Origin of the sequence: Thalassospira profundimaris (assembly GCF_003326675.1) — a bacterium.
GTDB lineage: Bacteria > Pseudomonadota > Alphaproteobacteria > Rhodospirillales > Thalassospiraceae > Thalassospira > Thalassospira aquimaris.
Genome location: NZ_JPWF01000029.1, coordinates 1 through 22,154, shown reverse-complemented (window position 1 = coordinate 22,154; position 22,154 = coordinate 1). Strand labels below are relative to the sequence as shown.

36 protein-coding genes are annotated in these 22,154 nt (G+C 54.9%); 1 reads left to right on the top strand and 35 read right to left on the bottom strand.

All coding sequences use genetic code 11. The annotated features are described in order from the left end of the window. Positions 1-47 precede the first annotated feature (47 nt). Positions 48-524, bottom strand: coding sequence for an SRPBCC domain-containing protein (locus TH19_RS22125; RefSeq protein ID WP_114104525.1), 477 nt, complete (start codon positions 522-524; stop codon positions 48-50). Further along, the gene (locus TH19_RS22120) at positions 511-1,209 is read right to left on the bottom strand and encodes an HAD-IA family hydrolase (RefSeq protein WP_114104524.1); all 699 of its coding nucleotides are present in this window, start codon (positions 1,207-1,209) and stop codon (positions 511-513) included. The genes TH19_RS22125 and TH19_RS22120 overlap by 14 nt, the downstream gene beginning before the upstream one ends. A gap of 202 nt (positions 1,210-1,411) precedes the next feature. Between TH19_RS22120 and TH19_RS22115 the strand changes: the two genes are divergently transcribed. Continuing rightward, positions 1,412-1,672 carry a hypothetical protein gene (locus TH19_RS22115; protein ID WP_114104523.1) on the top strand — a complete coding sequence of 87 codons (261 nt, stop codon included), beginning with the start codon at positions 1,412-1,414 and terminating at the stop codon, positions 1,670-1,672. 121 nt (positions 1,673-1,793) lie between these two features. On the opposite strand, the gene TH19_RS22110 is transcribed toward TH19_RS22115, so the two are convergent. The 33 genes from TH19_RS22110 to rpsJ form a co-directional block, all read right to left on the bottom strand. Then, on the bottom strand, positions 1,794-2,894 hold the full coding sequence (locus TH19_RS22110) for an RluA family pseudouridine synthase (protein ID WP_114104522.1): 1,101 nt from the start codon (positions 2,892-2,894) through the stop codon (positions 1,794-1,796). Then, complete coding sequence (gene crcB / locus TH19_RS22105; RefSeq protein WP_114104521.1) at positions 2,891-3,283, bottom strand: fluoride efflux transporter CrcB; 393 nt, start codon at positions 3,281-3,283, stop codon at positions 2,891-2,893. The genes TH19_RS22110 and crcB overlap by 4 nt, the downstream gene beginning before the upstream one ends. Positions 3,284-3,439: 156 nt before the next feature. Further along, positions 3,440-3,949: a DUF1499 domain-containing protein gene (locus tag TH19_RS22100; protein ID WP_181846520.1), complete on the bottom strand. Its 510-nt coding sequence runs from the start codon at positions 3,947-3,949 to the stop codon at positions 3,440-3,442. A 224-nt stretch (positions 3,950-4,173) separates the two neighbouring features. Then, positions 4,174-4,779 carry an FMN-dependent NADH-azoreductase gene (locus TH19_RS22095; protein WP_114104519.1) on the bottom strand — a complete coding sequence of 202 codons (606 nt, stop codon included), beginning with the start codon at positions 4,777-4,779 and terminating at the stop codon, positions 4,174-4,176. 118 nt (positions 4,780-4,897) lie between these two features. Then, a complete protein-coding gene (locus TH19_RS22090; RefSeq protein WP_114104518.1) occupies positions 4,898-6,217 on the bottom strand; it encodes a replication-associated recombination protein A in 1,320 nt (439 codons plus the stop codon). A 27-nt stretch (positions 6,218-6,244) separates the two neighbouring features. Beyond that, the gene (locus TH19_RS22085; protein WP_258548090.1) at positions 6,245-7,708 is read right to left on the bottom strand and encodes a DegQ family serine endoprotease; all 1,464 of its coding nucleotides are present in this window, start codon (positions 7,706-7,708) and stop codon (positions 6,245-6,247) included. A 239-nt stretch (positions 7,709-7,947) separates the two neighbouring features. Continuing rightward, positions 7,948-8,379: a 50S ribosomal protein L17 gene (gene rplQ / locus TH19_RS22080; protein ID WP_101247951.1), complete on the bottom strand. Its 432-nt coding sequence runs from the start codon at positions 8,377-8,379 to the stop codon at positions 7,948-7,950. 185 nt (positions 8,380-8,564) lie between these two features. Continuing rightward, the gene (locus tag TH19_RS22075; RefSeq protein ID WP_114104526.1) at positions 8,565-9,581 is read right to left on the bottom strand and encodes a DNA-directed RNA polymerase subunit alpha; all 1,017 of its coding nucleotides are present in this window, start codon (positions 9,579-9,581) and stop codon (positions 8,565-8,567) included. 122 nt (positions 9,582-9,703) lie between these two features. Beyond that, positions 9,704-10,096 carry a 30S ribosomal protein S11 gene (gene rpsK, locus TH19_RS22070; protein WP_044828432.1) on the bottom strand — a complete coding sequence of 131 codons (393 nt, stop codon included), beginning with the start codon at positions 10,094-10,096 and terminating at the stop codon, positions 9,704-9,706. Positions 10,097-10,111: 15 nt separating this feature from the next. Further along, the gene (rpsM, locus tag TH19_RS22065) at positions 10,112-10,480 is read right to left on the bottom strand and encodes a 30S ribosomal protein S13 (protein WP_114104516.1); all 369 of its coding nucleotides are present in this window, start codon (positions 10,478-10,480) and stop codon (positions 10,112-10,114) included. Between the two features lie 118 nt (positions 10,481-10,598). After that, positions 10,599-11,243: an adenylate kinase gene (locus TH19_RS22060; protein WP_114104515.1), complete on the bottom strand. Its 645-nt coding sequence runs from the start codon at positions 11,241-11,243 to the stop codon at positions 10,599-10,601. A gap of 29 nt (positions 11,244-11,272) precedes the next feature. Then, complete coding sequence (gene secY, locus TH19_RS22055; protein WP_114104514.1) at positions 11,273-12,619, bottom strand: preprotein translocase subunit SecY; 1,347 nt, start codon at positions 12,617-12,619, stop codon at positions 11,273-11,275. A gap of 82 nt (positions 12,620-12,701) precedes the next feature. Then, a complete protein-coding gene (gene rplO / locus TH19_RS22050; RefSeq protein WP_114104513.1) occupies positions 12,702-13,184 on the bottom strand; it encodes a 50S ribosomal protein L15 in 483 nt (160 codons plus the stop codon). Between the two features lie 29 nt (positions 13,185-13,213). Next, on the bottom strand, positions 13,214-13,408 hold the full coding sequence (rpmD, locus tag TH19_RS22045; protein ID WP_007091489.1) for a 50S ribosomal protein L30: 195 nt from the start codon (positions 13,406-13,408) through the stop codon (positions 13,214-13,216). A 6-nt stretch (positions 13,409-13,414) separates the two neighbouring features. Then, positions 13,415-13,990 (bottom strand): 30S ribosomal protein S5, encoded by a 576-nt coding sequence (rpsE, locus tag TH19_RS22040; protein WP_008892191.1) that lies wholly within the window; start codon positions 13,988-13,990, stop codon positions 13,415-13,417. A gap of 11 nt (positions 13,991-14,001) precedes the next feature. Next, a complete protein-coding gene (gene rplR, locus TH19_RS22035; protein WP_114104512.1) occupies positions 14,002-14,355 on the bottom strand; it encodes a 50S ribosomal protein L18 in 354 nt (117 codons plus the stop codon). 11 nt (positions 14,356-14,366) lie between these two features. After that, complete coding sequence (rplF, locus tag TH19_RS22030) at positions 14,367-14,900, bottom strand: 50S ribosomal protein L6 (protein WP_114104511.1); 534 nt, start codon at positions 14,898-14,900, stop codon at positions 14,367-14,369. Positions 14,901-14,911: 11 nt separating this feature from the next. Next, positions 14,912-15,310, bottom strand: a complete 399-nt coding sequence (gene rpsH, locus TH19_RS22025; RefSeq protein WP_114104510.1) for a 30S ribosomal protein S8 — start codon at positions 15,308-15,310, stop codon at positions 14,912-14,914. Between the two features lie 12 nt (positions 15,311-15,322). Next, on the bottom strand, positions 15,323-15,628 hold the full coding sequence (gene rpsN / locus TH19_RS22020; RefSeq protein ID WP_114104509.1) for a 30S ribosomal protein S14: 306 nt from the start codon (positions 15,626-15,628) through the stop codon (positions 15,323-15,325). 13 nt (positions 15,629-15,641) lie between these two features. After that, on the bottom strand, positions 15,642-16,181 hold the full coding sequence (gene rplE, locus TH19_RS22015; RefSeq protein ID WP_114104508.1) for a 50S ribosomal protein L5: 540 nt from the start codon (positions 16,179-16,181) through the stop codon (positions 15,642-15,644). An 11-nt stretch (positions 16,182-16,192) separates the two neighbouring features. Further along, a complete protein-coding gene (rplX, locus tag TH19_RS22010; protein WP_114104507.1) occupies positions 16,193-16,510 on the bottom strand; it encodes a 50S ribosomal protein L24 in 318 nt (105 codons plus the stop codon). Next, entirely contained in the window at positions 16,510-16,878 is a 369-nt protein-coding gene (gene rplN / locus TH19_RS22005; protein WP_008892184.1) for a 50S ribosomal protein L14, read from the bottom strand. Before rplN ends, rplX begins: the two co-directional genes overlap by 1 nt. Positions 16,879-16,912: 34 nt before the next feature. Next, positions 16,913-17,146 carry a 30S ribosomal protein S17 gene (rpsQ, locus tag TH19_RS22000; RefSeq protein ID WP_008892183.1) on the bottom strand — a complete coding sequence of 78 codons (234 nt, stop codon included), beginning with the start codon at positions 17,144-17,146 and terminating at the stop codon, positions 16,913-16,915. Positions 17,147-17,173: 27 nt separating this feature from the next. Further along, entirely contained in the window at positions 17,174-17,374 is a 201-nt protein-coding gene (gene rpmC, locus TH19_RS21995; protein WP_008892182.1) for a 50S ribosomal protein L29, read from the bottom strand. A gap of 6 nt (positions 17,375-17,380) precedes the next feature. Next, entirely contained in the window at positions 17,381-17,800 is a 420-nt protein-coding gene (rplP, locus tag TH19_RS21990) for a 50S ribosomal protein L16 (protein WP_114104506.1), read from the bottom strand. A 12-nt stretch (positions 17,801-17,812) separates the two neighbouring features. After that, on the bottom strand, positions 17,813-18,499 hold the full coding sequence (gene rpsC / locus TH19_RS21985) for a 30S ribosomal protein S3 (RefSeq protein ID WP_114104505.1): 687 nt from the start codon (positions 18,497-18,499) through the stop codon (positions 17,813-17,815). Beyond that, on the bottom strand, positions 18,499-18,879 hold the full coding sequence (rplV, locus tag TH19_RS21980; RefSeq protein ID WP_114098873.1) for a 50S ribosomal protein L22: 381 nt from the start codon (positions 18,877-18,879) through the stop codon (positions 18,499-18,501). The genes rpsC and rplV overlap by 1 nt, the downstream gene beginning before the upstream one ends. 2 nt (positions 18,880-18,881) lie before the next feature. Beyond that, positions 18,882-19,160, bottom strand: coding sequence for a 30S ribosomal protein S19 (gene rpsS, locus TH19_RS21975; RefSeq protein WP_008892178.1), 279 nt, complete (start codon positions 19,158-19,160; stop codon positions 18,882-18,884). Between the two features lie 16 nt (positions 19,161-19,176). After that, positions 19,177-20,004, bottom strand: coding sequence for a 50S ribosomal protein L2 (gene rplB / locus TH19_RS21970; RefSeq protein ID WP_114104504.1), 828 nt, complete (start codon positions 20,002-20,004; stop codon positions 19,177-19,179). A 4-nt stretch (positions 20,005-20,008) separates the two neighbouring features. Then, positions 20,009-20,311: a 50S ribosomal protein L23 gene (locus TH19_RS21965; protein ID WP_068518270.1), complete on the bottom strand. Its 303-nt coding sequence runs from the start codon at positions 20,309-20,311 to the stop codon at positions 20,009-20,011. After that, positions 20,308-20,928, bottom strand: coding sequence for a 50S ribosomal protein L4 (gene rplD, locus TH19_RS21960; RefSeq protein ID WP_114104503.1), 621 nt, complete (start codon positions 20,926-20,928; stop codon positions 20,308-20,310). The genes TH19_RS21965 and rplD overlap by 4 nt, the downstream gene beginning before the upstream one ends. A 5-nt stretch (positions 20,929-20,933) precedes the next feature. After that, positions 20,934-21,650: a 50S ribosomal protein L3 gene (rplC, locus tag TH19_RS21955; protein ID WP_114104502.1), complete on the bottom strand. Its 717-nt coding sequence runs from the start codon at positions 21,648-21,650 to the stop codon at positions 20,934-20,936. Positions 21,651-21,666: 16 nt separating this feature from the next. Further along, positions 21,667-21,975 (bottom strand): 30S ribosomal protein S10, encoded by a 309-nt coding sequence (gene rpsJ, locus TH19_RS21950; RefSeq protein WP_007091508.1) that lies wholly within the window; start codon positions 21,973-21,975, stop codon positions 21,667-21,669. Positions 21,976-22,154 lie beyond the last annotated feature (179 nt).

Below are 22,154 nucleotides of genomic sequence, written 5' to 3'. Positions count from 1 at the left end.
AAAACCGTCAACCTATTTTAGGACGGCACATCGGGGAACGCCCGCAATTATCGACGCGATGTCCGCAGATAATTGCCAAAACATTCGCCAAACACGAATTCCCAGCCCGCAAGATATCCCTCGCGCAGGGCCGGGGCGATATCGCCGACATTTTCCCATGCCTTGTGTTCAAGCCGGATCACACAGCGCCCGAAATCGTTCAGATCAAAACGAACATCGACACGGGTGAAATCGCCGGCATCCCATCCCGGATGCCAGGTAAAGGATACGCGTTCGCCGGGCTGCCAGGTATCAATGCTGCCCCAAACGATATCCTTTTTGCCCTTCACGCGTTCGACAATCGCGCCACCTGCCTTTGGGTCAAGCCCGATTGAAAGACAATCCTTCTTGGATACCGAATGGCTGTCTGTCGGCCACCAGTCACCAAAACCCTTGGTAAAAGCATCAAACGCATCTTGCGGGTCAATTGCCACCACCAGTTCGAAACTGATCGGGGCAAGTTCCGGATTTTTAAGCGGCGTCACGGTTATTTTCCCAGATTTTGTCCAGCACACCGGGCAGATCATCAAAATGGCTGATCACCGCATGGGCACCGGATTTGTGCAGCGTATCAACATCATGATAGCCCCAATCAACCCCGATTGCGATCATCCCGGCCGCACGGCCCATTTCGATGTCATAGCTGGTGTCACCAACAATCACCGCATTGGGTGCATCAACACCGGTTTCATCAAGGGCCGCCATCAGCATCGCCGGATTGGGCTTTGACGGATGATTGTCACAGGTTTGCAGGGTCACAAACCGGCCTTCAAGTTCGTTACGGGCCAAAACCGCATCAAGACCGCGACGGGCCTTGCCGGTGGCAACGCCACTGAGCCATTGGCGACGATCAAGCTCGGCCAGAAGTTCACGCACGCCGGGGAACAGCGGCTCGTAGAAATCCGGGGTCTGGCGCAGGGCAAAGAACGCCGCCTTATAGGCCGCGGTAATAGCCGCGATCACGTCATCTTCCACACGTTTCGGCGATGCCAGCTTTGTAATGGCTTCCGGCAGGCTCAAACCAATGATTGTGCGGGTATTTTCAAGTCCCGGGCAATCCAGACCGTTTTGCGCGAATGCATGATCCATGCAATGGGCAATGGCGTGCTGGCTGTCAACAAGGGTGCCGTCACAATCAAATACGACAAGTCTGAGCGGATCTGTGGTCATGTGGGGTCTTTCATCCTGTCTAACGGAAAGGCAGAACCTAATCCAAAGCCGGTCAAAGATCGAGTCCCTGACACCTGCAAGACAGAAGCATTTTTTACTGCCCCGGAAGCAATGGAAATCTATGGTAAATTTTGATCTTCTTTTGATCACCCCAAAGGCGCGATACAATGGTTTTCTGATCTTTTGACAGCGGAGGCAAAAGATGCTCACGCTTAGGGACTGTATCGATTTCAGTGATCTTAAGGAGGAAGAAATTCTCGCAATTGCCGAGTGTGAGCAAATCCCGATTGTGACCGCCCTGGAGGAAGGCGAAAGCATGGTACACACGACGCAGGGCCGCAAACGCATTGCGTTTATGATCAAAGGTCAGGCCGAAATATGTGAACGCATGGGAAATACGGTTCATGCCCAGCATCTGAACCGGGTGCATGATGCCTTCATCAAACGTTTCGGAAAACACTAGGTTATCGCTTAACAACAAGCTCGAATGTCATTCAACGCCTTTTGGTTTTGACCTCTGACAGGGACGAAAAAGCCGACGCACTGCGTCGGCTTTTCGCGTTATCGGGTCTTTTGATCCGGCATTATTTCTTGCGCGAACGCGACGGCTTGGCCTTTGGCTTCGGCTTTTCTTCCTTTTCGCGGTGAATTTCCGGCGTCAGGAACTTGGTCGGCGTTTTCGGATCGAAGTTAAGCGCCTTGAGACTTTCGGCGAAATGGGGCGGCACCGGGGCTTCGATCACCACGCGATGTCCGGTCACCGGATGCGGGAAATCAATCGCACGTGCATGCAGATGCATCTGATTGGACAGACCATCAATGAATGCTTTGGCCCCGCCATACTTACCATCGCCGAGGATCGGGCATTCAATCGCTTCGCAATGAACACGCAGCTGGTGAGTACGACCGGTCAGTGGTGACAGGGCAAGCCAGGCAGCCTTGCGGCCCGCACGGTGCAACTGGCGGAACACACTTTGCGCCGATTTGCCCTGCTTTTCGTCAATGACCATTTTCTCCCCGCCCTTGCCTGCCAGTTTGGCAAGCGGTGCGTCAATCAGGCCTTCGCGTTCAGCCGGCGCACCGGTGACAATCGCCCAGTAAAGCTTGCGGGTCGACTTATCCTTGAATGCCTTGGTCAGCGCATGGGCAGCAGATGCCGAACGTGCCAGCAACAGCACGCCACTGGTGTCCTTATCAAGACGGTGCACCAGTTTCGGGCGCTCCTTGCTATCAAGTTTCAGGGCATCAAGCATCCCGTCGACATGCAGGCTGGTATTCGTACCACCCTGTACGGCAAGACCGGCAGGCTTGTTAATCGCAAGAACCACTTCGTCATAAAAAATGACAGAATCGCGAAGGGCTTGAAGCTCTGCCTCGCTGGCATCGGATTTTGACGGGCCTGCCTGTTTGCGCTGCTGGACTTCGGCGGGGTTATAGGCCCCGTCCTGCGCCCAAGGCTCAGAACCGCCACCCGACATTACCGGTACGGGCGGAACGCGGATTTCCTGCCCCGGCTCGACACGCTGGTTGGCCTTTGCACGTTTGCCATCCACACGGATCTGGCCGCCACGCAGAAACTTTTGAACCTGACCGAATGTGAATTCCGGGCAGTTGCGCTTGAACCAGCGATCCAGCCGCAAATCGGCTTCGTCTGCTTTGACCTTGCGCAGAGTGACACCACTCATTGCAGAATACCCCTTACCAGCGCCATCGCGCCAAACAGCGCGGAAATACCAACCACGACGGAAACAATCACATACAGGGCCGAAAGACCAAGATTGCCTCGTTCATATAGGGTCGCTACGTCCAGCGAAAAAGTCGAAAAGGTTGTAAACGCCCCCAGAAAACCGGTCACAAGAAGCGCGCGCAGTTCCGGCCCCATTGATAGTTTCAGGGCCGAAAGTTCGATCAGCGCGCCCATCAGGAACGACCCGACGATATTGACCGTCAAGGTTCCCCAGGGAAATCCGTTACCGAGCATTGACCCCATCATGACAGACACACTGTGACGTGCGACTGCACCAATGGCCCCGCCCAAGGCAATGGAAGCGATTAACAACGGTGAAAATTGCATGGCGCGGAACCTATTCTTTCAATCATCAAAAGTCACGTGTGAAAACGGTATGGGGCCAAGGCTATATCGGAACCCAGAAGCGCACCTTCATTGAATGCGCATGACCTCCGCTATCAGACAGCAGACCATACGTGTTTTCAATGATCTAAGCGATCCTTAACCCGACTGCCCCATTCTGGCAACGATATCGGCAATCCAGGCCCGGGTGCGCTTTTCATTCTGTTGAATATCATCCAGTCCGTAAACCGACTGTGCAAACAGGCAAAACGTAATGTCTTCGCCCTGTTCAGGCAGGATCAGTTCGACCTGAACCCAGTCGGGAAAATGGAAGACGGGCGTGCGGGCAAGGAAGTAAAGCCGGCCGGGTTCACCCCCTGTGGGATTGCTGACCAGAGTCATGCCATGCGCGGGGGCGGTTTCAATCATCACATCGGCAAGGGTCGATGCCGCCGTATTGAAAACCGGGCTTTGCATGGATCGATCTGTTTTGGGTGACAGATTGGCCGGACAGGCAATAAAGTAATTGCGGGCCTTGGGCACCGAGGTTTCGGGCGCAAAGGTGAAATCCGGCGGTTCCCCGGCCGATAGAATATGGTCAATCAGTCCGGTAAAGCGGACGACGACAAATATCCCGCCAAGAACCAGTATTCCCCATAAAGCAAACATTACCAGCCGTTTCAAATCCACCACCCGCCTGCTTGCATTCATCCGATTGTATCACTCGGAACAACAAGCTAGCACGTTATACGGATTTGATCGGAAACAAAATGCCCGACTGGGGGACAGTCGGGCATCATGGAATGCTAAACTCGGTAATCGACGATCGGGGGGGGGGAATTTGGTTCGCCGATCACCGGGTCTGCATAAAGGAACGTCTATTCAAAGAAGCCTTAGGCAACAGAAGGCAAAGCAACGGCTTCAACATTGGCAATGGCGCGAACCATTGCTTCCTCGGCATTTACCGCAAAGCCCGATGCATCAATGATTTCAACATCGGAAATGCCGATAAAGCCAAGAACCTGCTTCAGATACGGGGTCGCAAAGTCAGCCGGGCTGTTCACCGGTGTACCGCCGGTCGCAACAACGACATAGGCTTTCTTGCCGGTCATCAGACCTACGGCTCCTTTATCCGTATATTTAAAGGTCACCCCAACGCGGGCAATCAGGTCAACCCAGGCTTTCAGGGTCGACGGAACGCTGAAGTTATACATCGGTGCGCCGATGATAACGATGTCCGCAGCCTGAACTTCGGCAACCATTTTATCCGAAACAGAAATCACTTCTTTCTGTACCTCGGAACGGGAGCCTTCGGGGGTGTAGAAAGCGCCAACTGTTTCGCCGGTCAGTGCGGAAATTGCTTTGTCATTGGCATCACGCTCAACGACTGTGGCCGACGGATCAGCAGCAACAATGCGCTCGATCAGTTTGGAAGCGATCTGGCGGGAGTTGGAATTCTCACCGTTCACAGATGCATTCACGTGCAGAATATTGGTCATTTGAGGTCTCCAAAAGCGTGTTCGTTTGTTGACCTGAAACTAGCCCATTCAAAGGGCTCTGTTTATCCCAATACTGTTCACTAGATTGTTTCCAAAAAGACAACTAACCAACCGTCAGTTAATCTTTGGATCGCTTTTGTTGCCGTTCCTGGCGCAAGCGATCAAAATATTCGACCCGCTTTTTCAAATCCCGTTCAAAACCGCGTTCGACCGGCTCATAGAAATTCTGACGCCGCATGCCTTCGGGGAAATAGTTCTGCCCGGAAAATCCGTCTTCCTGATCATGGTCATAGGCATAGCCGGTGCCATAGCCGATATCCTTCATCAGCTTGGTTGGGGCATTGAGGATATGGGCCGGCGGCATCAGCGATCCGGTATCGCGTGCGACCTTAAGGGACCGCTTATAGGCGGCGTAACCGGCATTCGATTTCGGGGCCAGCGCCAGATAAATAACAGCCTGCGCCAGGGCAAGTTCCCCTTCCGGGCTGCCAAGCCGTTCATAGGATTCCCATGCACCAATACAGAATTGCTGGGCTTGCGGATCGGCAAGGCCGATATCCTCGACCGCCATACGGGTCAGACGACGGGCCACAAATTTCGGATCCTCGCCCCCGGCCAGCATCCGGTTAAACCAGTAAAGGGCCGCATCCGGGTCCGAGCCGCGAATGGATTTATGCAAGGCACTGATCAGGTTGTAATGACTGTCATCGCCCTTGTCATAGATCGGCATCCGCTTTTGCACGGTGCGGGCCAGCTCGGCCACGCCAAGCGGACCATCATCACCGGTGTCACTGGGCGGCAGGGAAAACAGCTCTTCGGCAAGGTTCAGCAAATAGCGCCCGTCACCATCGGCCATGGCACGCAATGTTTCGCGGGCCTCGGGGGTAACGGGAAGCTCGAACCCCATTTCCTTTTCGGAGCGCACCAGAAGCTCTTCAAGTCCCTGATCATCCAGACGCTTAAGGACAAGGACCTGACAGCGCGACAAAAGGGCGGCATTAAGCTCGAACGATGGGTTTTCCGTCGTCGCCCCGATCAGGGTGATGGTGCCGTCCTCGACATAAGGAAGGAAACTGTCCTGCTGGGCTTTGTTGAAACGATGGATTTCATCAATGAATAACAAGGTGGCCCCGCCGGTTGACCGACGTGCCCGGGCACGTTCAAACACCTTGCGAAGGTCGGCAACGCCCGAAAAGATCGCCGATAGCGGCTCGAACGCCATATCGGCAACATCGGCCATCAGGCGCGCCAAGGTGGTTTTCCCACAGCCGGGCGGCCCCCAAAGGATGACCGAGGGCACCCGCCCGGTTTTGATCATGCGGGTGATCGGACCGTCATCACCAAACAGATGCCCCTGCCCCACAACTTCTTCAAGTTTGGCGGGACGAAGTCTGTCGGCCAAAGGCCGGGTTACCTGACTTTCAAACAGGGATGGCATAGACGGTCTTCTCGTTGCGGATGGCGATTACAGGGTAAACTCGCCTGTCAGTACCTTGCCATCGCGTTTAACCGCAATTTTCCAGTCCCGGCTGCGTTCGCCTGCTTTGACAACTTCCTTCAGGCGGGCGACCGAGTCAATCTTCTCGCCATTGATTTCAACAATATAGTCACCGGCCTGAAGACGGGTGCGACGGGCAAGACTGTCGCGAGCTACGCCAAGGATAATGACACCTTCGCTCAGTGTATCCACACCAAGCTCGTCGGCCAGTGCCGGGTTCATGTTTGAAACCTTGGTACCGCTGAACGGATTGTTGCCATCAATCACGCTTTCTTCGCGGGCCGGACGTTCCGGTGCGACTTCAAGCGGCATCGACAGTTTGATTTCCTTGCCACGGCGCAGAACGGTCAGATTTGCCGCGCTATCAAGTTCAAGCGTGGCAATCCGGAATTTAAGTTCATTTGGGTTATCAACAGGAAGGCCATTTACTGCAACCACCACGTCGCCGGCCTGCAAACCGCTGCGCAAGGCGGGGCTTCCATCGCGCACCGCACTGATCAAAACCCCGTGCGGACGATCCAGTTCCAGCGAAGATGCCAGATCGGCCGTCACGGCCTGACCGCTGGCACCGACCCACGGGCGACGCAAGTCACCACTGATCAGGCCACGCATCACGACCTTGACCATATTGACCGGAACAGCAAAGCCGATCCCGTTCGAGCCCCCCGATTTGGTGAAGATCGCCGAGTTCACACCAATCAGCTTGCCATCAATATCAATCAGCGCCCCGCCGGAGTTCCCCGGGTTGATCGCGGCATCGGTCTGGATAAAGGACTGGTAATCCTGCCCGGTCACACCAGCACGCGCCAGGGCGGAAACAATACCACTTGTCACAGTCTGGCCAACCCCGAACGGGTTACCGATGGCCAGAACAAGGTCGCCGACCTCGACCGCATCCGAATCCCCGAATGTAATGGCGGGCAAGGCTGTTTCTACACCACGCAGCTTCAATACAGCCAAATCCGTACGCTCGTCCGAGCCGACAAGGTCGGCATCAAATTCACGGTTATCATGCAGAACGACACGAATTTCACTCGCCCCATCGATTACGTGATGGTTGGTGACAATCGTACCATCCCCGGAAACGATCACGCCTGACCCCAGTGACCGCTCGACCCGCTGGCGCGGTGCGCCGAATGCGCCGCCAAACTGTTCACCAAAGAACTGCTTGAAGAACGGATCATTGAAGAACGGTGTGCGTTGACGCTCGGAGACGACCTTCTTGGTATAGATGTTGACCACGGTCGGGGCAGTTTGTTTGACCAGCGGGGAAAACGACATCTTCATTTCGGCCTGGCTGGTCGGTAAACGGCGATCATCACTATGCGTCGCTGTTTGGGCCTGCGCCTGTTTGAGAGGCGCGATACCGCCAAGAACTGCCATGGAAATGGTTGCGAATGTCAGAATGGTGGGAATCCATCTTACCTGCACGTGTCGTTCTCTCTTTGCTGTCAAACCGTCGGATATGTCTGTGTCGGCGTATATGCGGGGAAATCCACAGACAAATGAATTAGGAAAACAAGATTTGCCGTCCAACCTTGGCGGAAATATGAACAATTTTCCTGACAGGCGCCTTAACGCAAAAGGCATCAGCCAGCACAGGGCCAAAAGAAAACGGGCGACACCATATGGCATCGCCCGTTTCTGTTTCTTAAAGGCCGAAGCGTTGCTTATTCAGCAGCAGCTTCTTCGCCTTCGCCCTCTGCTTCGAGGCGAGCGCGGTCAGCCGCGCCTTTTGCTTCGACGTTGCGATCGACAAGTTCAATCACAGCTACCGGAGCCGCATCGCCGTAACGGAAGCCAGCCTTGAGAACGCGGGTGTAACCACCGGAACGCTCTTTGTAGCGGTCAGCGATTTCGCCGAACAGCTTGGCAACGACTTTATCGTCACGCAGGATCGAAATAGCCTGACGGCGTGCATGCAGGTCGCCCCGCTTGCCCAGCGTAATCAGTTTTTCGACATACGGGCGAAGATCCTTGGCCTTCGGAAGAGTGGTTTTGATCTGCTCGTGGGTGAGCAGCGAAACTGCCATGTTGGCAAACATCGCCTTACGATGGGACGAAGTACGATTAAGCTTACGGCCTTGCATACCGTGACGCATGGTAACTCTCCTAAATAGCCTGGCTTCGCTCACGAAACCGATTGTAAAACCGCGCCGCCACCCTGATCAAAGCCAGGTCATGCACGTGCGGTGTGGGCAATTCGCCCGCCGGACGCCCAAACAACTGGTTATCCGGTTTGGAACACGAATGTTCCGAAAACGACCCGAAGGCCGAAGACCCGTTCTTAGAACGGATCTTCGAACTTGCGAGCAAGTTCTTCGATGTTTTCCGGCGGCCAACCGCCGACTTCCATACCGAGATGCAGGCCCATCTGAGCCAGTACGTCTTTGATTTCGTTCAGGGACTTACGGCCGAAGTTCGGCGTACGGAGCATTTCTGCTTCGGTTTTCTGAACAAGATCACCGATATAGATGATGTTGTCGTTCTTCAGGCAGTTCGCCGAACGTACCGACAGTTCAAGCTCGTCAACCTTACGAAGAAGGTTACGGTTGAACGGCAGTTCGTCTTCTTTCTTCTCTTCGACAACCGCTTCCGGCTCTTCGAAGTTGACGAACAGCGACAGCTGGTCCTGGAGGATACGGGCAGCAAGTGCAACCGAATCTTCCGGGGTCAGTGCACCGTTGGTTTCAACGGTCAGCGACAGCTTGTCAAAATCGGTATCCTGACCAACACGGGTGTTTTCCACCTTGTAGGCCACTTTACGGATCGGGCTGAAGATCGCATCAATCGGAATAAGGCCGATCGGCGCGTCCGAAGAGCTGTGCGAGCTGGCTGCAACATAGCCTTTACCGTTATCAACGGTGAATTCAATGTGCAGGGTAGCACCATCGTCAAGATGGCAAAGTTCGAGATCCGGGTTAAGGATTTCGATATCAGCGCCAGTTTCGATCTGACCTGCGGTGACGGCACCAGGGCCGGTCGCCTTCAGGGTCATTTTCTTCGGACCTTCAGCATGCATACGCACGCCCATGGTCTTGATGTTCAGGATGATGTCGGTGACATCTTCACGCACGCCCGGAATCGACGAAAATTCGTGCAATACACCGTCGATCTGGATCGCAGTCACCGCCGAACCCTGGAGCGACGACAGCAGAATGCGACGCAGCGCGTTACCCAGAGTCTGACCAAAACCGCGCTCCAGCGGTTCCGCCACGATCGTACCGATGCGGCTGGCATCCGTACCCGGAGTAACATCAAGCTTCGTCGGCTTAATCAGTTCCTGCCAGTTCTTTTGAATCACGAGACCCACCTTCGCAACTGGAGCCTATGGTAAGGAGGACAGAAATCTGCCCTCGCGAGAAACGCGAAGGGGCCCGGTGGTTCCGGGCCCAAACGCGGGGTCGTCCGCAAAGATCGACGCGATTAGACGCGACGACGTTTACGCGGACGGCAACCGTTGTGCGGGATCGGCGTTACGTCTTTGATCGACGTAATGGTGAAACCGACAGCCTGAAGCGCACGCAGTGCAGATTCACGTCCCGAACCCGGGCCTTTAACCTGAACTTCAAGAGTTTTCATGCCGTGTTCAGCAGCTTTTTTACCTGCGTCTTCGGCAGCCATCTGTGCAGCATACGGAGTCGATTTACGCGAACCGCGGAAACCCATACCACCAGCGGTCGACCAGGAAATGGTGTTACCCTGAACGTCGGTGATGGTGATCATGGTGTTGTTGAAGGTCGCGTTCACGTGCGCGATACCGTTCGTAATATTCTTGCGCTCGCGGCGACGGACGCGAGTCTGAGGAGCTTTCGCCATTGTCGTTCCCCTACCTTACTTCTTCTTGCCAGCAATCGGCTTAGCCGGGCCCTTACGGGTGCGAGCGTTGGTGTGGGTACGCTGACCGCGTACCGGGAGACCGCGACGGTGACGGAGACCGCGGTAGCAGCCCAGATCCATCAGACGTTTAATGTTCATTGCGGTTTCACGACGAAGGTCGCCTTCAACGGTGTAATCAGCGTCGATGACTTCACGGATCTTCAGAACCTGGTCATCAGAAAGCTGATGAACACGGGTTGCTGCTTCGATACCAACCTTTGCGCAAATTTCTTTCGATTTCGCCGGGCCAATGCCGGTGATGTAGGTAAGCGCAATCACGACGCGCTTCGCGGTCGGGATGTTTACGCCAGCAATACGAGCCACTATGTGAACTCCTGTTTCCTGTTAACAAACCCAAGGGCAGATCCGGTAGGGAAGAGCGCTGCAAAAGCGGGCCAGCATTACTGCTAACCCGCAAGCAAAATACGCCCTGCCCGGGAAATTACCCCAGGATGGCTTCAATCTCGCGCGTAACTTCGTCGATTTCGGCCATCCCGTCAACTGTTTTCAGCTTACCGACCTTTTCATAGTAAGGAATGATCGGTGCTGTCTGCTTGTGATAAGCTTCCAGTCGCGATGTGACCGTCTCGGCGTTGTCATCCGCACGGCGTTTGAATTCAGTGCCGCTACATACGTCGCAGACACCTTCTTCAGCGGGTTTCTGGAACTCGTCGTGATAGCCCTGCCCGCATTTCGCACAGGTATAGCGGCCCACAATGCGGGCAACCAACGCGGCGTCATCGACACGCAGCTCAATCACATAGTCAAGTGCCAGACCCTTGGTTTCCAGCATGACGTCCAGGGCTTCTGCCTGGGCCGTCGTACGCGGGAACCCGTCCAGAATGAAACCGCCTTTGGTATCATCCTGGTCAAGTCGTTCGGAAATCAGACCGATCATCAGATCGTCGGATACGAGTTGTCCCGCATCCATGACTTCCTTTGCCTTCAGTCCCAGTTCCGTGCCAGCAGCAACTGCTGCACGAAGCATGTCACCAGTCGAAAGCTGGATCATGCCGCGTCCCGTTTCGAGACGCTTGGCCTGGGTGCCTTTCCCCGCACCGGGAGGGCCAAGAAGGATAATGTTCATTGTCGTCCCCCTGAATTCGGAAGCCACTCTTAACGGCGGCGACCACGTATTTTGGATTTCTTGATCAGGCCTTCATACTGGTGCGCCAGCATATGGGACTGAATCTGCGCCACTGTATCCATGGTTACCGTGACTACGATCAAGAGGCTAGTCCCACCAAAGTAGAAGGGAACCGACCATTCCGCGATCAGAAGCTCCGGAAGGATACAGACAAATGCAAGATAAGCTGCACCGATAACCGTCAAGCGGGTCAGAATGAAATCCAGATAGTTCGCGGTATTTTTACCCGGACGGATGCCCGGAATAAAGCCACCGTGTTTCTTCAGGTTGTCTGCCGTGTCTTCCGGGTTGAAAACAACCGCAGTGTAGAAGAAGGCAAAGAAGACGATCAAGCCGATATAAAGCGCGATATAGAGCGGCTGGCCACGACCAAGCAGTGCGGTCGCAGTCGTCAGCCATTCCGGCGCATTGCCGCCAGCCGTGAACTGAGCAACCGACAGCGGCATCAGCAGCAGCGAGCTAGCAAAGATCGGCGGGATAACGCCGGCCGTGTTGATCTTGAGCGGCAGGTGCGAGCTCTGACCTTCCATGACCTTCATGCCGACCTGGCGTTTCGGGTACTGGATCAGAACACGGCGCTGTGCACGTTCTACGAACACGATAAACGCGATAACAGCAACAGCAAGAATGATGATCGCGACGATAACGAGTGCAGAAATTGCACCGGTACGACCAAGTTCAAGCGTGCCGGCAATCGCGCTCGGCAAACCGGCAACAATACCGGCAAAGATGATCAGCGAAATACCGTTACCAATGCCGCGCTGGGTGATCTGTTCACCAAGCCACATAAGGAACATGGTGCCACCGACAAGCGTCACAACAGCGGTAAAGCGGAAGAACATGCCCGGGTCATGAACAGCAGCACCGGTCGAACCGCTCATGCTTTCAAGACCAACAGCAATGCCCCACGCCTGAACCGTTGCAATCAGCACCGTCAGATAGCGGGTATATTGATTAATTTTTTTGCGACCCTGTTCGCCCTCTTTCTTGAGAGACTCAAGCGACGGAGCAACAGTTGTCATCAGCTGGATGATAATCGAAGCCGAGATATACGGCATGATATTCAGCGCAAAGATCGTCATACGACCCAGCGCACCACCGGCGAACATGTCAAACATGCCCAAAACGCCGCCCGCATTCTGACGGAAAATGTCAGCAAGAATGGACGGGTCAACACCAGGAACCGGAATATAGGTTCCCAGACGGTATACAATAAGCGCGCCCAAAGTGAACCAGATACGCTTTTTAAGCTCAGTCGACTTAGAAAAAGACGACCAGTTCAGGTTCGCGGCAAGCTGCTCGGCGGCCGATGCCATGCACTCATCTCCCAATACACATAAACTGGAGGGTCCGGTCCCGTAAATTACTGGAACCGGACCCTCGCGAAGTCATTCTAGCTTATTCTGCTTTTTCTGCAGCGACCGGAGCAAGAACCTTGACCGAACCACCGACTTTCTCAACAGCTTCAACAGCTGCTTTGGAAGCACCGGAGATCTCGATGTTCAGTTTCGCTTTCAGTTCGCCTTTAGCAAGAAGGCGCAGACCGTCTTTCTGCGGACGGGCAAGACCTTTTTCCGTCAGAACAGCGATGGTGACATTTGCACCTTCTTCAAGAACACCGTTATCAACGGCGGTCTGAAGGGTACCAAGGTTCACAACACCGAACTGTTTCTTGAACGGGTTTTTGAAGCCGCGTTTCGGAAGACGGCGATAGACCGGCATCTGCCCGCCTTCGAAGCCATTGATGGCTACACCCGAACGGGACTTCTGACCCTTCTGACCTGCGCCAGAAGTTTTGCCTTTGCCCGAACCGATGCCGCGACCGACGCGGGTGCGCGCCTTGCGGGCACCCGGGTTATCGGCAAGTTCGTTGAGTTTCATCGTTCAACACCTTTTCGATCTGGGGTCAATCAAGCCTCGTCCACACGGACGAGGTGTTTGACCTTTGCGATCATACCGCGAACAGCTGGGGTATCTTCCAGCTCACGAGTCCGGTGCAGTTTGTTCAGGCCAAGACCAACAAGGGTCTGACGCTGATCAGCCGGACGTCCGATCGGCGAACCCGTCTGGGTAACGCGAACGGTCGCTTTTTTCTTAGCAGCCATATCGAATTACTCCTTTTCGAGAACGGCGGCAGCAGCCGAACCGCTATCGCGACGGGCAACGACGTCACCGACTTTCAGGCCACGCTTAGCAGCGACCTGACGCGGGGAAGCACCGTTGACCAGAGCGTCAAGGGTTGCGCGGATCACGTTGTGCGGGTTGTTCGAACCGGTGCATTTGGACACAACGTCCTGAACGCCCATGGTTTCGAAAACCGCACGCATCGCACCGCCGGCGATGATACCGGTACCAGCCGGAGCCGAGCGAAGGATAACCTTGCCTGCACCGAAATGGCCCTGCGTATCATGGTGAAGGGTACGACCTTCACGAAGCGGAACGCGGATCATATTGCGTTTTGCAGCTTCGGTAGCCTTACGGATCGCTTCCGGAACTTCACGGGCTTTGCCCGTGCCGTATCCGACGCGACCGCGCTGGTCACCGACAACTACCATTGCGGAGAAAGCAAAGCGACGGCCGCCCTTAACGACTTTCGCGACGCGGTTGATACCAACCAGCTTGTCGACGAGTTCGTTTTCTTCACGGGCTTTAGGTGCCTGCTGCTGTTGATTCTGGTTACGTGCCATGGTCGTGCTCCTTAGAAGTCCAGACCGCCCTCACGGGCGGCATCGGCCAGAGCTTTCACCCGGCCATGGAACAGATACCCGCCACGATCGAATACGACCGTTTTCACACCAGCTTTTGCTGCGCGCTCGGCAATGGCTTTGCCAACCAGAGCAGCGGCGTCGGCATTGCTGCCTTTCGCCTTCAGATCTTTTTCCATCGTCGAAGCAGCCACCAGGGTGGTGCCAGCGACGTCGTCGATGATCTGAGCATAGATGTGAGCGTTCGAACGGTGCACACTGAGGCGCGGGCGACCGGCCGCTTTTTGGCGGATCGCAAAACGAACGCGACGCTTGCGGCGTTCGAAAAGGCTTCTCGCGTTTTTCATCGTGCCAGTCCTTACTTCTTCTTGCCTTCTTTGCGCAAGATATACTCGCCTTCGTAACGGACACCCTTGCCTTTGTAAGGCTCCGGACCGCGCCAGCTGCGTGCGTTAGCAGCGAACTGACCGACAAGTTGTTTATCTGCGCCAGAGATGGCGATAAGGGTCGGCTTTTCAGCAACAACGTTCAGACCCGCGGGGATCTCCATTTCAACGTCGTGTGAGAAGCCAAGCTGCAGAACAAGGTTGTTGCCCTGAACCTGCGCACGGTAACCAACACCGGTGATTTCCAATTTCTTGGTGAAACCTTCAGAAACCCCGGTAACGAGGTTCGCGATGTTCGCACGGGTGGTACCCCAAAGGGCACGAGCGCGCTTGCTATCGTTTTTCGGTTTTACCCAGATCTGGTTTTCTTCCTGGGTGACGGATACATCCGAGGTCAAAGCAAGGTTAAGCTCACCGAGCTTGCCTTTTGCAACGATCTGCTCTTCGGTCAAGGTGATGGTAACGCCGCTAGGCACTGCCACCGGGTTTTTTCCAACTCGCGACATCGTGGCCCTCCTTAGAATACTTTACAGAGGATTTCGCCGCCGACATTCTGCTCGCGAGCTTCCTGATCCGAGAGAACCCCATTCGGAGTGGACAGGACTGCGATGCCGAGTCCGTTGTATACTTTCGGAAGATCTTTGATCTTCGAGTATACGCGACGGCCCGGGGTCGAGACGCGGTCGATCTGCTTAATCACTGCATCGCCCTCAAAATATTTGAGTTCGATGGTGATTTCGCTGACGCCCTTGCGAATTTCACTAACATTATAACCGCGGATATAACCTTCGCGCTGGAGAACATCCAGCACACCGGTACGCAGTTTCGAAGCCGGCGAGACAACGCTGGATTTACCAACGCGCTGACCGTTGCGGATACGCGTGAGCATATCACCGACTGGATCAGTCATCGACATGTGATGTCCTCCTTACCAGCTGGATTTCACCATGCCCGGGATCTGACCACGCGAAGCAAGTTCACGAAGGGCGATACGGGACAGGCGGAATTTGCGATAGACACCGCGCGGACGACCGGATACCTGGCAGCGGATACGCTGACGGATACGAGCCGAGTTACGCGGCAGCTGGGCGAGTTTCATCACAGCCACGATACGTTCCTCAGGGGAAGTCTCGCGGTTTGCGATAACCGCTTTAAGGGCGGCACGCTTGGCAGCAAACTGCTTTGCCAGGCGTTCACGTTTGAGTTCACGCTCTACTGAGCTTTTCTTGGCCATGGGCCAACCTCCGTTAGTTTCCGAACGGAAGATCAAAACCCTTAAGAAGGGCAAGAGCTTCGGCGTCGGACTTAGCCGTGGTACAAATGATGATATCCATCCCGCGAACAGAGTCGACTTTGTCGTACTCTACCTCAGGAAAGACGAACTGTTCTTTCAAGCCCATGGCGAAGTTGCCACGACCATCGAAAGATTTTTTGTTCAGGCCGCGGAAGTCACGAACGCGCGGAAGCGCGATGGTGACCAGACGGTCCAGGAACTCGAACATACGATCGCGACGCAGGGTCACTTTACAACCGATGTTCATGCCTTCACGAAGTTTGAAAGCCGCAACCGACTTTTTCGCTTTGGTGAAGATAGGCTTCTGACCGGTGATGGCAGCGAGATCCGCAGCAGCACCTTCCAGCTTTTTGCGATCCTGGGTGGCGTCGCCGACACCCATGTTGATCACGATTTTCTCGAGGCGCGGAATCTCCATGGTGTTCTCGTAGGAGAACTCCTTCAGGAGTGCGTCACGCACCACTTCTTTGTAATGTTCGCGCAGGCGCGTCATTTTTCCGTCCCTCAGTTGTCGATGACTTCGCCGCTGAGCTTCGCGAAGCGAACCTTGCGACCATCATCAAGGGTCTTGAAACCGACGCGGGTCGGCTTGTTTTCTTTAGGATCGACAATCGCGATGTTGGAAACAGCAATTTTTGCTTCCTTCTCGACGATGCCACCGGCATCAGCACCGGTCGGGCGCTGGTGACGTTTCACCAGGTTGATACCCGAAACCAGAACTTTGTTCTCGGTCGGGAATGCGGCGAGAACCTCGCCGGTCTTCCCTTTGTCTTTACCCGTCAGAACAATGACGCGGTCGCCCTTTTTAATCTTGGCAGCCATTACAGCACCTCCGGAGCGAGCGAAATGATCTTCATGTAACCTTTAGAACGAAGTTCACGGGTTACCGGGCCAAAAATACGCGTGCCGATCGGCTCGCCGTTCGCATTAATGAGAACGGCAGCGTTGCGGTCAAAGCGGATCGCCGAGCCATCGGCACGACGGATTTCCTTTGCGGTGCGAACGATAACAGCTTTGTGAACTGCACCCTTCTTAACGCGACCGCGCGGGATGGCTTCCTTAACGGAAACCACGATAACATCACCAACGTTGGCGGTTTTGCGCTTCGAGCCGCCCAGCACCTTGATGCACTGGACGCGGCGAGCGCCGCTGTTGTCGGCAACGTCCAGATTGGACTGCATCTGGATCATGGGTTTACCCCTTGACTATGGTTGGGCTGAGGAATCACTCCTCGACCACTACTTCCCAAGACTTCAACTTCGAGATCGGCTTGCATTCGCGAATACGAACGACGTCACCCGTTTTGAAGCGGTTCTCTTCATCATGCGCGTGGAATTTCTTCGACTTACGCACGTACTTTTTATACAGCGGGTGCATGACCTGGCGTTCCACACGGACCACCACGGTCTTGTCGTTTTTGGTCGAAACGACTGTCCCCTGCAATACACGCCTCGGCATGTGTGTTTACTCCTCTGCGTGTCCAGTTTAGGCCGCGGTCGCGCCCTTCTCGTTGCCGAGAAGGGTTTTGATGCGGGCAATATCACGACGGACCTGACGGACCCGCGCAGTGTTCTCAAACTGACCGGAAGCCTGCTGGAATCGCATGTTGAACGATTCTTTACGCAGGTCCAGCAGCAGCTGTTTCAGTTCGTCAGCGCTTTTAGCGCGGAGATCAGCAATTTTCATCACTAATTACTCCCCTTCACCAAGACGGGTGACAAACTTGGTCTTGATCGGCAATTTTGCCGCTGCCAGCTCGAAAGCACGGCGTGCAAGATCCAACGGAACACCGTCGAGTTCAAACATGATCCGACCCGGTTTAACGCGTGCCGCCCAATATTCAGGCGAGCCTTTACCTTTACCCTGACGGACTTCGGCAGGCTTCTGCGAGACCGGGAGATCCGGGAAAACGCGAATCCACACACGACCCTGACGGCGAATGTGGCGGGTGATCGCGCGGCGAGCCGCTTCGATCTGACGCGCCGTTATACGCTCAGGCTCCAAGGCTTTCAAGCCATAAGCACCGAAATTAAGATCCGTACCACCTTTGGCCTCACCTTTAAGGCGGCCTTTGAAGGCTTTACGGAACTTTGTACGTTTCGGAGAAAGCATATTCGTATCTCCTTACTTACGTGTGGTACCGGTCGACTCGAGAGCTTTACGCTCAGAAGCCAACGGATCGTGTGCCATGATCTCGCCCTTGAAGATCCAGACCTTCAGACCGCAGACACCATAGGTGGTGTGTGCTTCGGAAGTGCCGTAATCAACGTCCGCACGCAGAGTGTGCAGCGGAACGCGACCTTCACGGTACCATTCGGTACGAGCGATTTCAGCGCCACCAAGACGACCAGCAGCATTAATACGAATGCCGCCAGCACCGAGACGCATTGCGTTCTGAACCGAGCGCTTCATAGCGCGACGGAACGAAACACGGCGCTCAAGCTGCTGGGCGATGTTGTCAGCGACCAGCTTGGCATCGATTTCCGGCTTGCGGATTTCGATGATGTTAACCTGCACTTCGGCATTCGCCAGTTTCTGCAGATCGTTCTTGAGCTTCTCGATGTCCTGGCCTTTTTTCCCGATCACAACGCCCGGACGAGCGGTGTGGATCGAAATGCGGGCTTTCTTCGCCGGACGTTCGATAATCACCTTCGCAACACCAGCCTGCTTGAGGCGGTCGAAGATGTACTTACGGATCGCCAGATCTTCGTGAAGAAGACCAGCGAAATCGGCCTTGTTGGCGTACCAGCGGGAATCCCAGGTACGGTTAATCCCAACGCGCAGACCGATCGGATTTACTTTCTGACCCATTACTCGGTCTCCTCACGTTCGCAAACGACGATGCGCATGTTGGAGAACGGCTTAATGATCTTGCCAACACGACCGCGTGCACGGGCGCGCCAACGTTTCATCACGAAGGCCTTACCAACAGATGCCTCTTTAACATAGAGACGGTCGACATCGAGCTGATGGTTGTTCTCGGCATTAGCAATTGCCGATTCCAGCAGCTTTTTGACGTCCTGCGAAATACGTTTGTTGGAGAAGGTCAGTTCTGCCAAAGCAGCTTCTGCCTTCAAACCACGGATCGACTCGGCGACGAGGTTGAGCTTACGCGGGGAAATGCGTACTGCCCGGAGCGAAGCTGCTGCCTCGTTATCCGCCAGCCGACGGATGTCAGCTTTCTTACCCATCGTTACTTCCTCTTCGCCTTTTTGTCGGCCGCGTGACCATAATAGGTACGGGTCGGCGAGAATTCACCGAACTTGTGGCCGATCATATCTTCGGTCACCAGCACCGGCAGGAATTTCTGGCCATTGTAAACCCCAAAGGTGAGGCCTACGAATTGCGGCAAAATCGTCGAGCGCCGCGACCAGGTCTTAATTACCTCATTCCGGCCAGAGGCACGGACAGTATCGGCTTTCTTAAGAAGGTATCCGTCAACAAACGGACCCTTCCAAACGGAACGCGCCATAGTCTAGCCTCCTCCGTTAGCTCTTGTGACGACGGCGCATGATGAGCGCGTCGGTCTTTTTGTTCGAGCGGGTACGTTTGCCCTTGGTAGGCTTGCCCCACGGCGTAACCGGGTGACGACCACCCGAAGTACGACCTTCACCACCACCATGCGGGTGATCGATCGGGTTCATGGCAACACCACGAACCGAAGGACGCTTGCCGAGCCAGCGATTACGGCCGGCTTTACCAAGGTTAGTGTTCTGATGGTCCGGGTTGGACACGGCACCGATGGTAGCCATGCATTCACCACGAACCAAACGTACCTCACCGGAGGACAGCTTAAGCTGGGCGTAACCCTGGTCCTTACCAACGAGCTGCACGTATGCACCTGCTGAACGTGCGATCTGACCACCTTTACCGGCTTTCAGTTCGACGTTATGGACAATGGTACCGACCGGAATGTTCTTCAGCGGTGCGGCGTTACCCGGCTTAATGTCTACGCGTTCAGCGGCAACAACGTTGTCGCCAACAGCGAGACGCTGCGGTGCGAGGATGTAGGCCAGCTCGTCGTCAGAATAGCGAACCAGTGCGATAAACGCGGTACGGTTCGGATCATATTCCAAACGTTCGACGGTACCGACGACATCAAACTTCGTACGTTTGAAGTCGATGAGACGGTAACGACGTTTGTGACCACCACCAATACGGCGGGCGGTGATACGACCAGTGTTGTTACGGCCACCGTTCTTACGCAGACCTTCGGTCAGCGATTTGATCGGCTTGCCCTTGTGGAGATCAGAACGATCCACGAGAACCAGCTGACGGCGACCAGGAGAGGTTGGTTTAAACTTCTTCAAAGCCATTGTCTTAGATTCCCGTAGTCACGTCGATGGACTGACCCTCTTCGAGGGTTACCATCGCTTTCTTGAAATCGCTCCGACGACCGGAAACACCGCGAAAACGCTTGGTTTTTCCTTTTACCACAGAGGTATTGACCGCCTTGACCTTCACCCCGAACAGACCTTCCACAGCAGCCTTGATTTCCGGCTTGGTGGCGTCGATCGCAACTTTGAACGCAACTGCGTTGTGTTCAGAAATCAGCGTCGACTTTTCAGTGATATGCGGGGCGCGGATGACTTCGTACATCCGCTCTTTGCTGATGATCGTCATTTGAGACGTGCCTCCAACGCTTCGACCGCACCCTTGGTCAGCACCAGGGTGTCACGGCGCAGGATGTCATAGACGTTAGCACCAATCTCCGGAAGCACGTCAATCTGCGGGATGTTGCGCGCTGCGCGTGCAAAACCTTCATTGACCTGCGCACCATCGATGATCAGTGCAGATTTCCAGCCGAGTTTACCGAAAACTGCGACCAGATTCTTGGTTTTTGCGTCCGAGAATTCCGCGTTATCAAGAACGATAAGCTTACCGTCTTTTGCTTTAGCCGACAGAGCGGTTTTAAGCGCGAGTTTACGGAATTTCTTGGTCAGATCGTGTGCGTGGTCGCGAACGCGCGGACCGTGCACGGTACCACCACCACGGAACTGTGCAGCCTTACGGGAACCGTGACGAGCACCGCCACTACCCTTCTGACGCACGAATTTTTTCGTGGTTGCGGAAACTTCCGACTTTTCCTTCACCTTGTGGGTACCGGCGCGGCGTTTTGCCAGCTGCCAGTTAACCATGCGGTGCAGGATGTCACGACGTACTTCCAGACCAAAGATCTCTTCTGCGAGATCGATGTTACCTGCCGTGGAAGCGTCAAGTTTAAGAATGTCGAGCTTCATGATGCTTATTCCTTATCCTCGGCGACAGCTTCTTCAGCAGCCGGGGCAGCACCCTTAAGCGCAGCCGGGAAAGGAAGACCTTCCGGTGCAGCACGCTTGACGGAGTCCTTAACAAGGACATATGCGCCCTTGTGACCCGGAACTGCACCATGGATCAGAAGCAGGCCTTTATCGGCGTCGGAAGCGACAACCTTAAGGGACTGAACGGTCACACGAGCGGCACCGAGGTGACCAGCCATCTTCTTACCTTTGAAGACGCGGCCCGGATCCTGGCACTGACCGGTGGAACCATGCGAACGGTGCGAAATCGACACACCGTGCGACGCACGCAGACCACCGAAGTTATGACGCTTCATCGCACCGGCAAAACCTTTACCGATGGAAGTGCCGATTACGTCAACGAACTGACCTTCAACGAAGTGAGCGGCAGAAAGTTCTGCACCAACTTCGATCAGGGCATCTTCGCTTACGCGGAATTCAGCAAGTTTGGCTTTCGGCTCAACCTTGGCTTTGGCGAAGTGGCCACGCATCGGCTTGGATACGTTTTTCACTTTCGCTTTGCCATAACCAAGCTGAACAGCGACGTAGCCGTCGGTGTCGTTGGTACGGTTGGCGACAACCTGAAGATCTTCGACCTTCAGAACGGTTACAGGAAGGTGCGAACCATCGTCTTTGAAGACGCGGGTCATGCCTACCTTCTGGGTAATAAGTCCACTACGCATTGCGGCTTACTCCCGATTAAAGTTTGATCTCGACGTCGACGCCGGCAGCCAGATCGAGCTTCATCAAAGCATCGACGGTCTGCGGGGTCGGGTCGACAATGTCGAGAAGACGCTTATGCGTACGGATTTCGAACTGTTCACGCGATTTCTTATCGATGTGCGGAGACCGCAGAACAGTGTATTTCTCAATGCGGGTCGGCAGCGGAATCGGGCCGCGGACCTCTGCGCCAGTGCGCTTCGCCGTATTGACGATCTCACGTGTGGACTGATCCAGCACGCGATGGTCAAACGCCTTCAGGCGAATGCGAATGTTCTGACTATCCATGTAATTATGTACCGGAGCCCTCAAAAGGACACCGGCCCCTCAACTGGAGTTGACGATTGCCGCAAAAGTGTTGCGGGCGGCTTACATAGCCGCCCGCTTCACAAAGATCAAGAGAAAAAATTACTCGATGATCTTGGCAACAACGCCCGCGCCGACGGTACGACCGCCTTCACGGATTG

Coding starts and splice junctions, on each gene's coding strand:
- rpsE (WP_008892191.1), bottom strand. CDS start 13,990: ATGGCACGTAACCAGAATCAACAGCAGCAGGCACCTAAAGCCCGTGAA.
- TH19_RS22060 (WP_114104515.1), bottom strand. CDS start 11,243: ATGAACATTATCCTTCTTGGCCCTCCCGGTGCGGGGAAAGGCACCCAG.
- rpmC (WP_008892182.1), bottom strand. CDS start 17,374: ATGAAAATTGCTGATCTCCGCGCTAAAAGCGCTGACGAACTGAAACAG.
- rplX (WP_114104507.1), bottom strand. CDS start 16,510: ATGGCTGCCAAGATTAAAAAGGGCGACCGCGTCATTGTTCTGACGGGT.
- rpsS (WP_008892178.1), bottom strand. CDS start 19,160: ATGGCGCGTTCCGTTTGGAAGGGTCCGTTTGTTGACGGATACCTTCTT.
- TH19_RS22115 (WP_114104523.1), top strand. CDS start 1,412: ATGCTCACGCTTAGGGACTGTATCGATTTCAGTGATCTTAAGGAGGAA.
- rplD (WP_114104503.1), bottom strand. CDS start 20,928: ATGAAGCTCGACATTCTTAAACTTGACGCTTCCACGGCAGGTAACATC.
- rplN (WP_008892184.1), bottom strand. CDS start 16,878: ATGATCCAGATGCAGTCCAATCTGGACGTTGCCGACAACAGCGGCGCT.
- rpsC (WP_114104505.1), bottom strand. CDS start 18,499: ATGGGTCAGAAAGTAAATCCGATCGGTCTGCGCGTTGGGATTAACCGT.
- rplR (WP_114104512.1), bottom strand. CDS start 14,355: ATGAAAAACGCGAGAAGCCTTTTCGAACGCCGCAAGCGTCGCGTTCGT.
- rpsQ (WP_008892183.1), bottom strand. CDS start 17,146: ATGCCGAGGCGTGTATTGCAGGGGACAGTCGTTTCGACCAAAAACGAC.
- TH19_RS22090 (WP_114104518.1), bottom strand. CDS start 6,217: ATGCCATCCCTGTTTGAAAGTCAGGTAACCCGGCCTTTGGCCGACAGA.
- rplP (WP_114104506.1), bottom strand. CDS start 17,800: ATGCTTTCTCCGAAACGTACAAAGTTCCGTAAAGCCTTCAAAGGCCGC.
- rplC (WP_114104502.1), bottom strand. CDS start 21,650: ATGCGTAGTGGACTTATTACCCAGAAGGTAGGCATGACCCGCGTCTTC.
- TH19_RS22120 (WP_114104524.1), bottom strand. CDS start 1,209: ATGACCACAGATCCGCTCAGACTTGTCGTATTTGATTGTGACGGCACC.
- rplB (WP_114104504.1), bottom strand. CDS start 20,004: ATGGCTTTGAAGAAGTTTAAACCAACCTCTCCTGGTCGCCGTCAGCTG.
- TH19_RS21965 (WP_068518270.1), bottom strand. CDS start 20,311: ATGACGATCATCAGCAAAGAGCGGATGTACGAAGTCATCCGCGCCCCG.
- rplF (WP_114104511.1), bottom strand. CDS start 14,900: ATGTCGCGAGTTGGAAAAAACCCGGTGGCAGTGCCTAGCGGCGTTACC.
- TH19_RS22095 (WP_114104519.1), bottom strand. CDS start 4,779: ATGACCAATATTCTGCACGTGAATGCATCTGTGAACGGTGAGAATTCC.
- rpsK (WP_044828432.1), bottom strand. CDS start 10,096: ATGGCGAAAGCTCCTCAGACTCGCGTCCGTCGCCGCGAGCGCAAGAAT.
- rplO (WP_114104513.1), bottom strand. CDS start 13,184: ATGAAACTCAACGAACTTGCCGATAACCCGGGTGCCCGCAAGGCGCGC.
- rplE (WP_114104508.1), bottom strand. CDS start 16,181: ATGACGCGCCTGCGCGAACATTACAAAGAAGTGGTGCGTGACGCACTC.
- rpsN (WP_114104509.1), bottom strand. CDS start 15,628: ATGGCCAAGAAAAGCTCAGTAGAGCGTGAACTCAAACGTGAACGCCTG.
- crcB (WP_114104521.1), bottom strand. CDS start 3,283: ATGCAATTTTCACCGTTGTTAATCGCTTCCATTGCCTTGGGCGGGGCC.
- secY (WP_114104514.1), bottom strand. CDS start 12,619: ATGGCATCGGCCGCCGAGCAGCTTGCCGCGAACCTGAACTGGTCGTCT.
- TH19_RS22110 (WP_114104522.1), bottom strand. CDS start 2,894: ATGAGTGGTGTCACTCTGCGCAAGGTCAAAGCAGACGAAGCCGATTTG.
- rplV (WP_114098873.1), bottom strand. CDS start 18,879: ATGGGTAAGAAAGCTGACATCCGTCGGCTGGCGGATAACGAGGCAGCA.
- rpsH (WP_114104510.1), bottom strand. CDS start 15,310: ATGTCGATGACTGATCCAGTCGGTGATATGCTCACGCGTATCCGCAAC.
- rpsJ (WP_007091508.1), bottom strand. CDS start 21,975: ATGGATAGTCAGAACATTCGCATTCGCCTGAAGGCGTTTGACCATCGC.
- rpmD (WP_007091489.1), bottom strand. CDS start 13,408: ATGGCTGCTAAGAAAAAAGCGACCGTTCGCGTTACCCAGACGGGTTCG.
- TH19_RS22100 (WP_181846520.1), bottom strand. CDS start 3,949: ATGTTTGCTTTATGGGGAATACTGGTTCTTGGCGGGATATTTGTCGTC.
- rplQ (WP_101247951.1), bottom strand. CDS start 8,379: ATGCGTCACGGTATGCAAGGCCGTAAGCTTAATCGTACTTCGTCCCAT.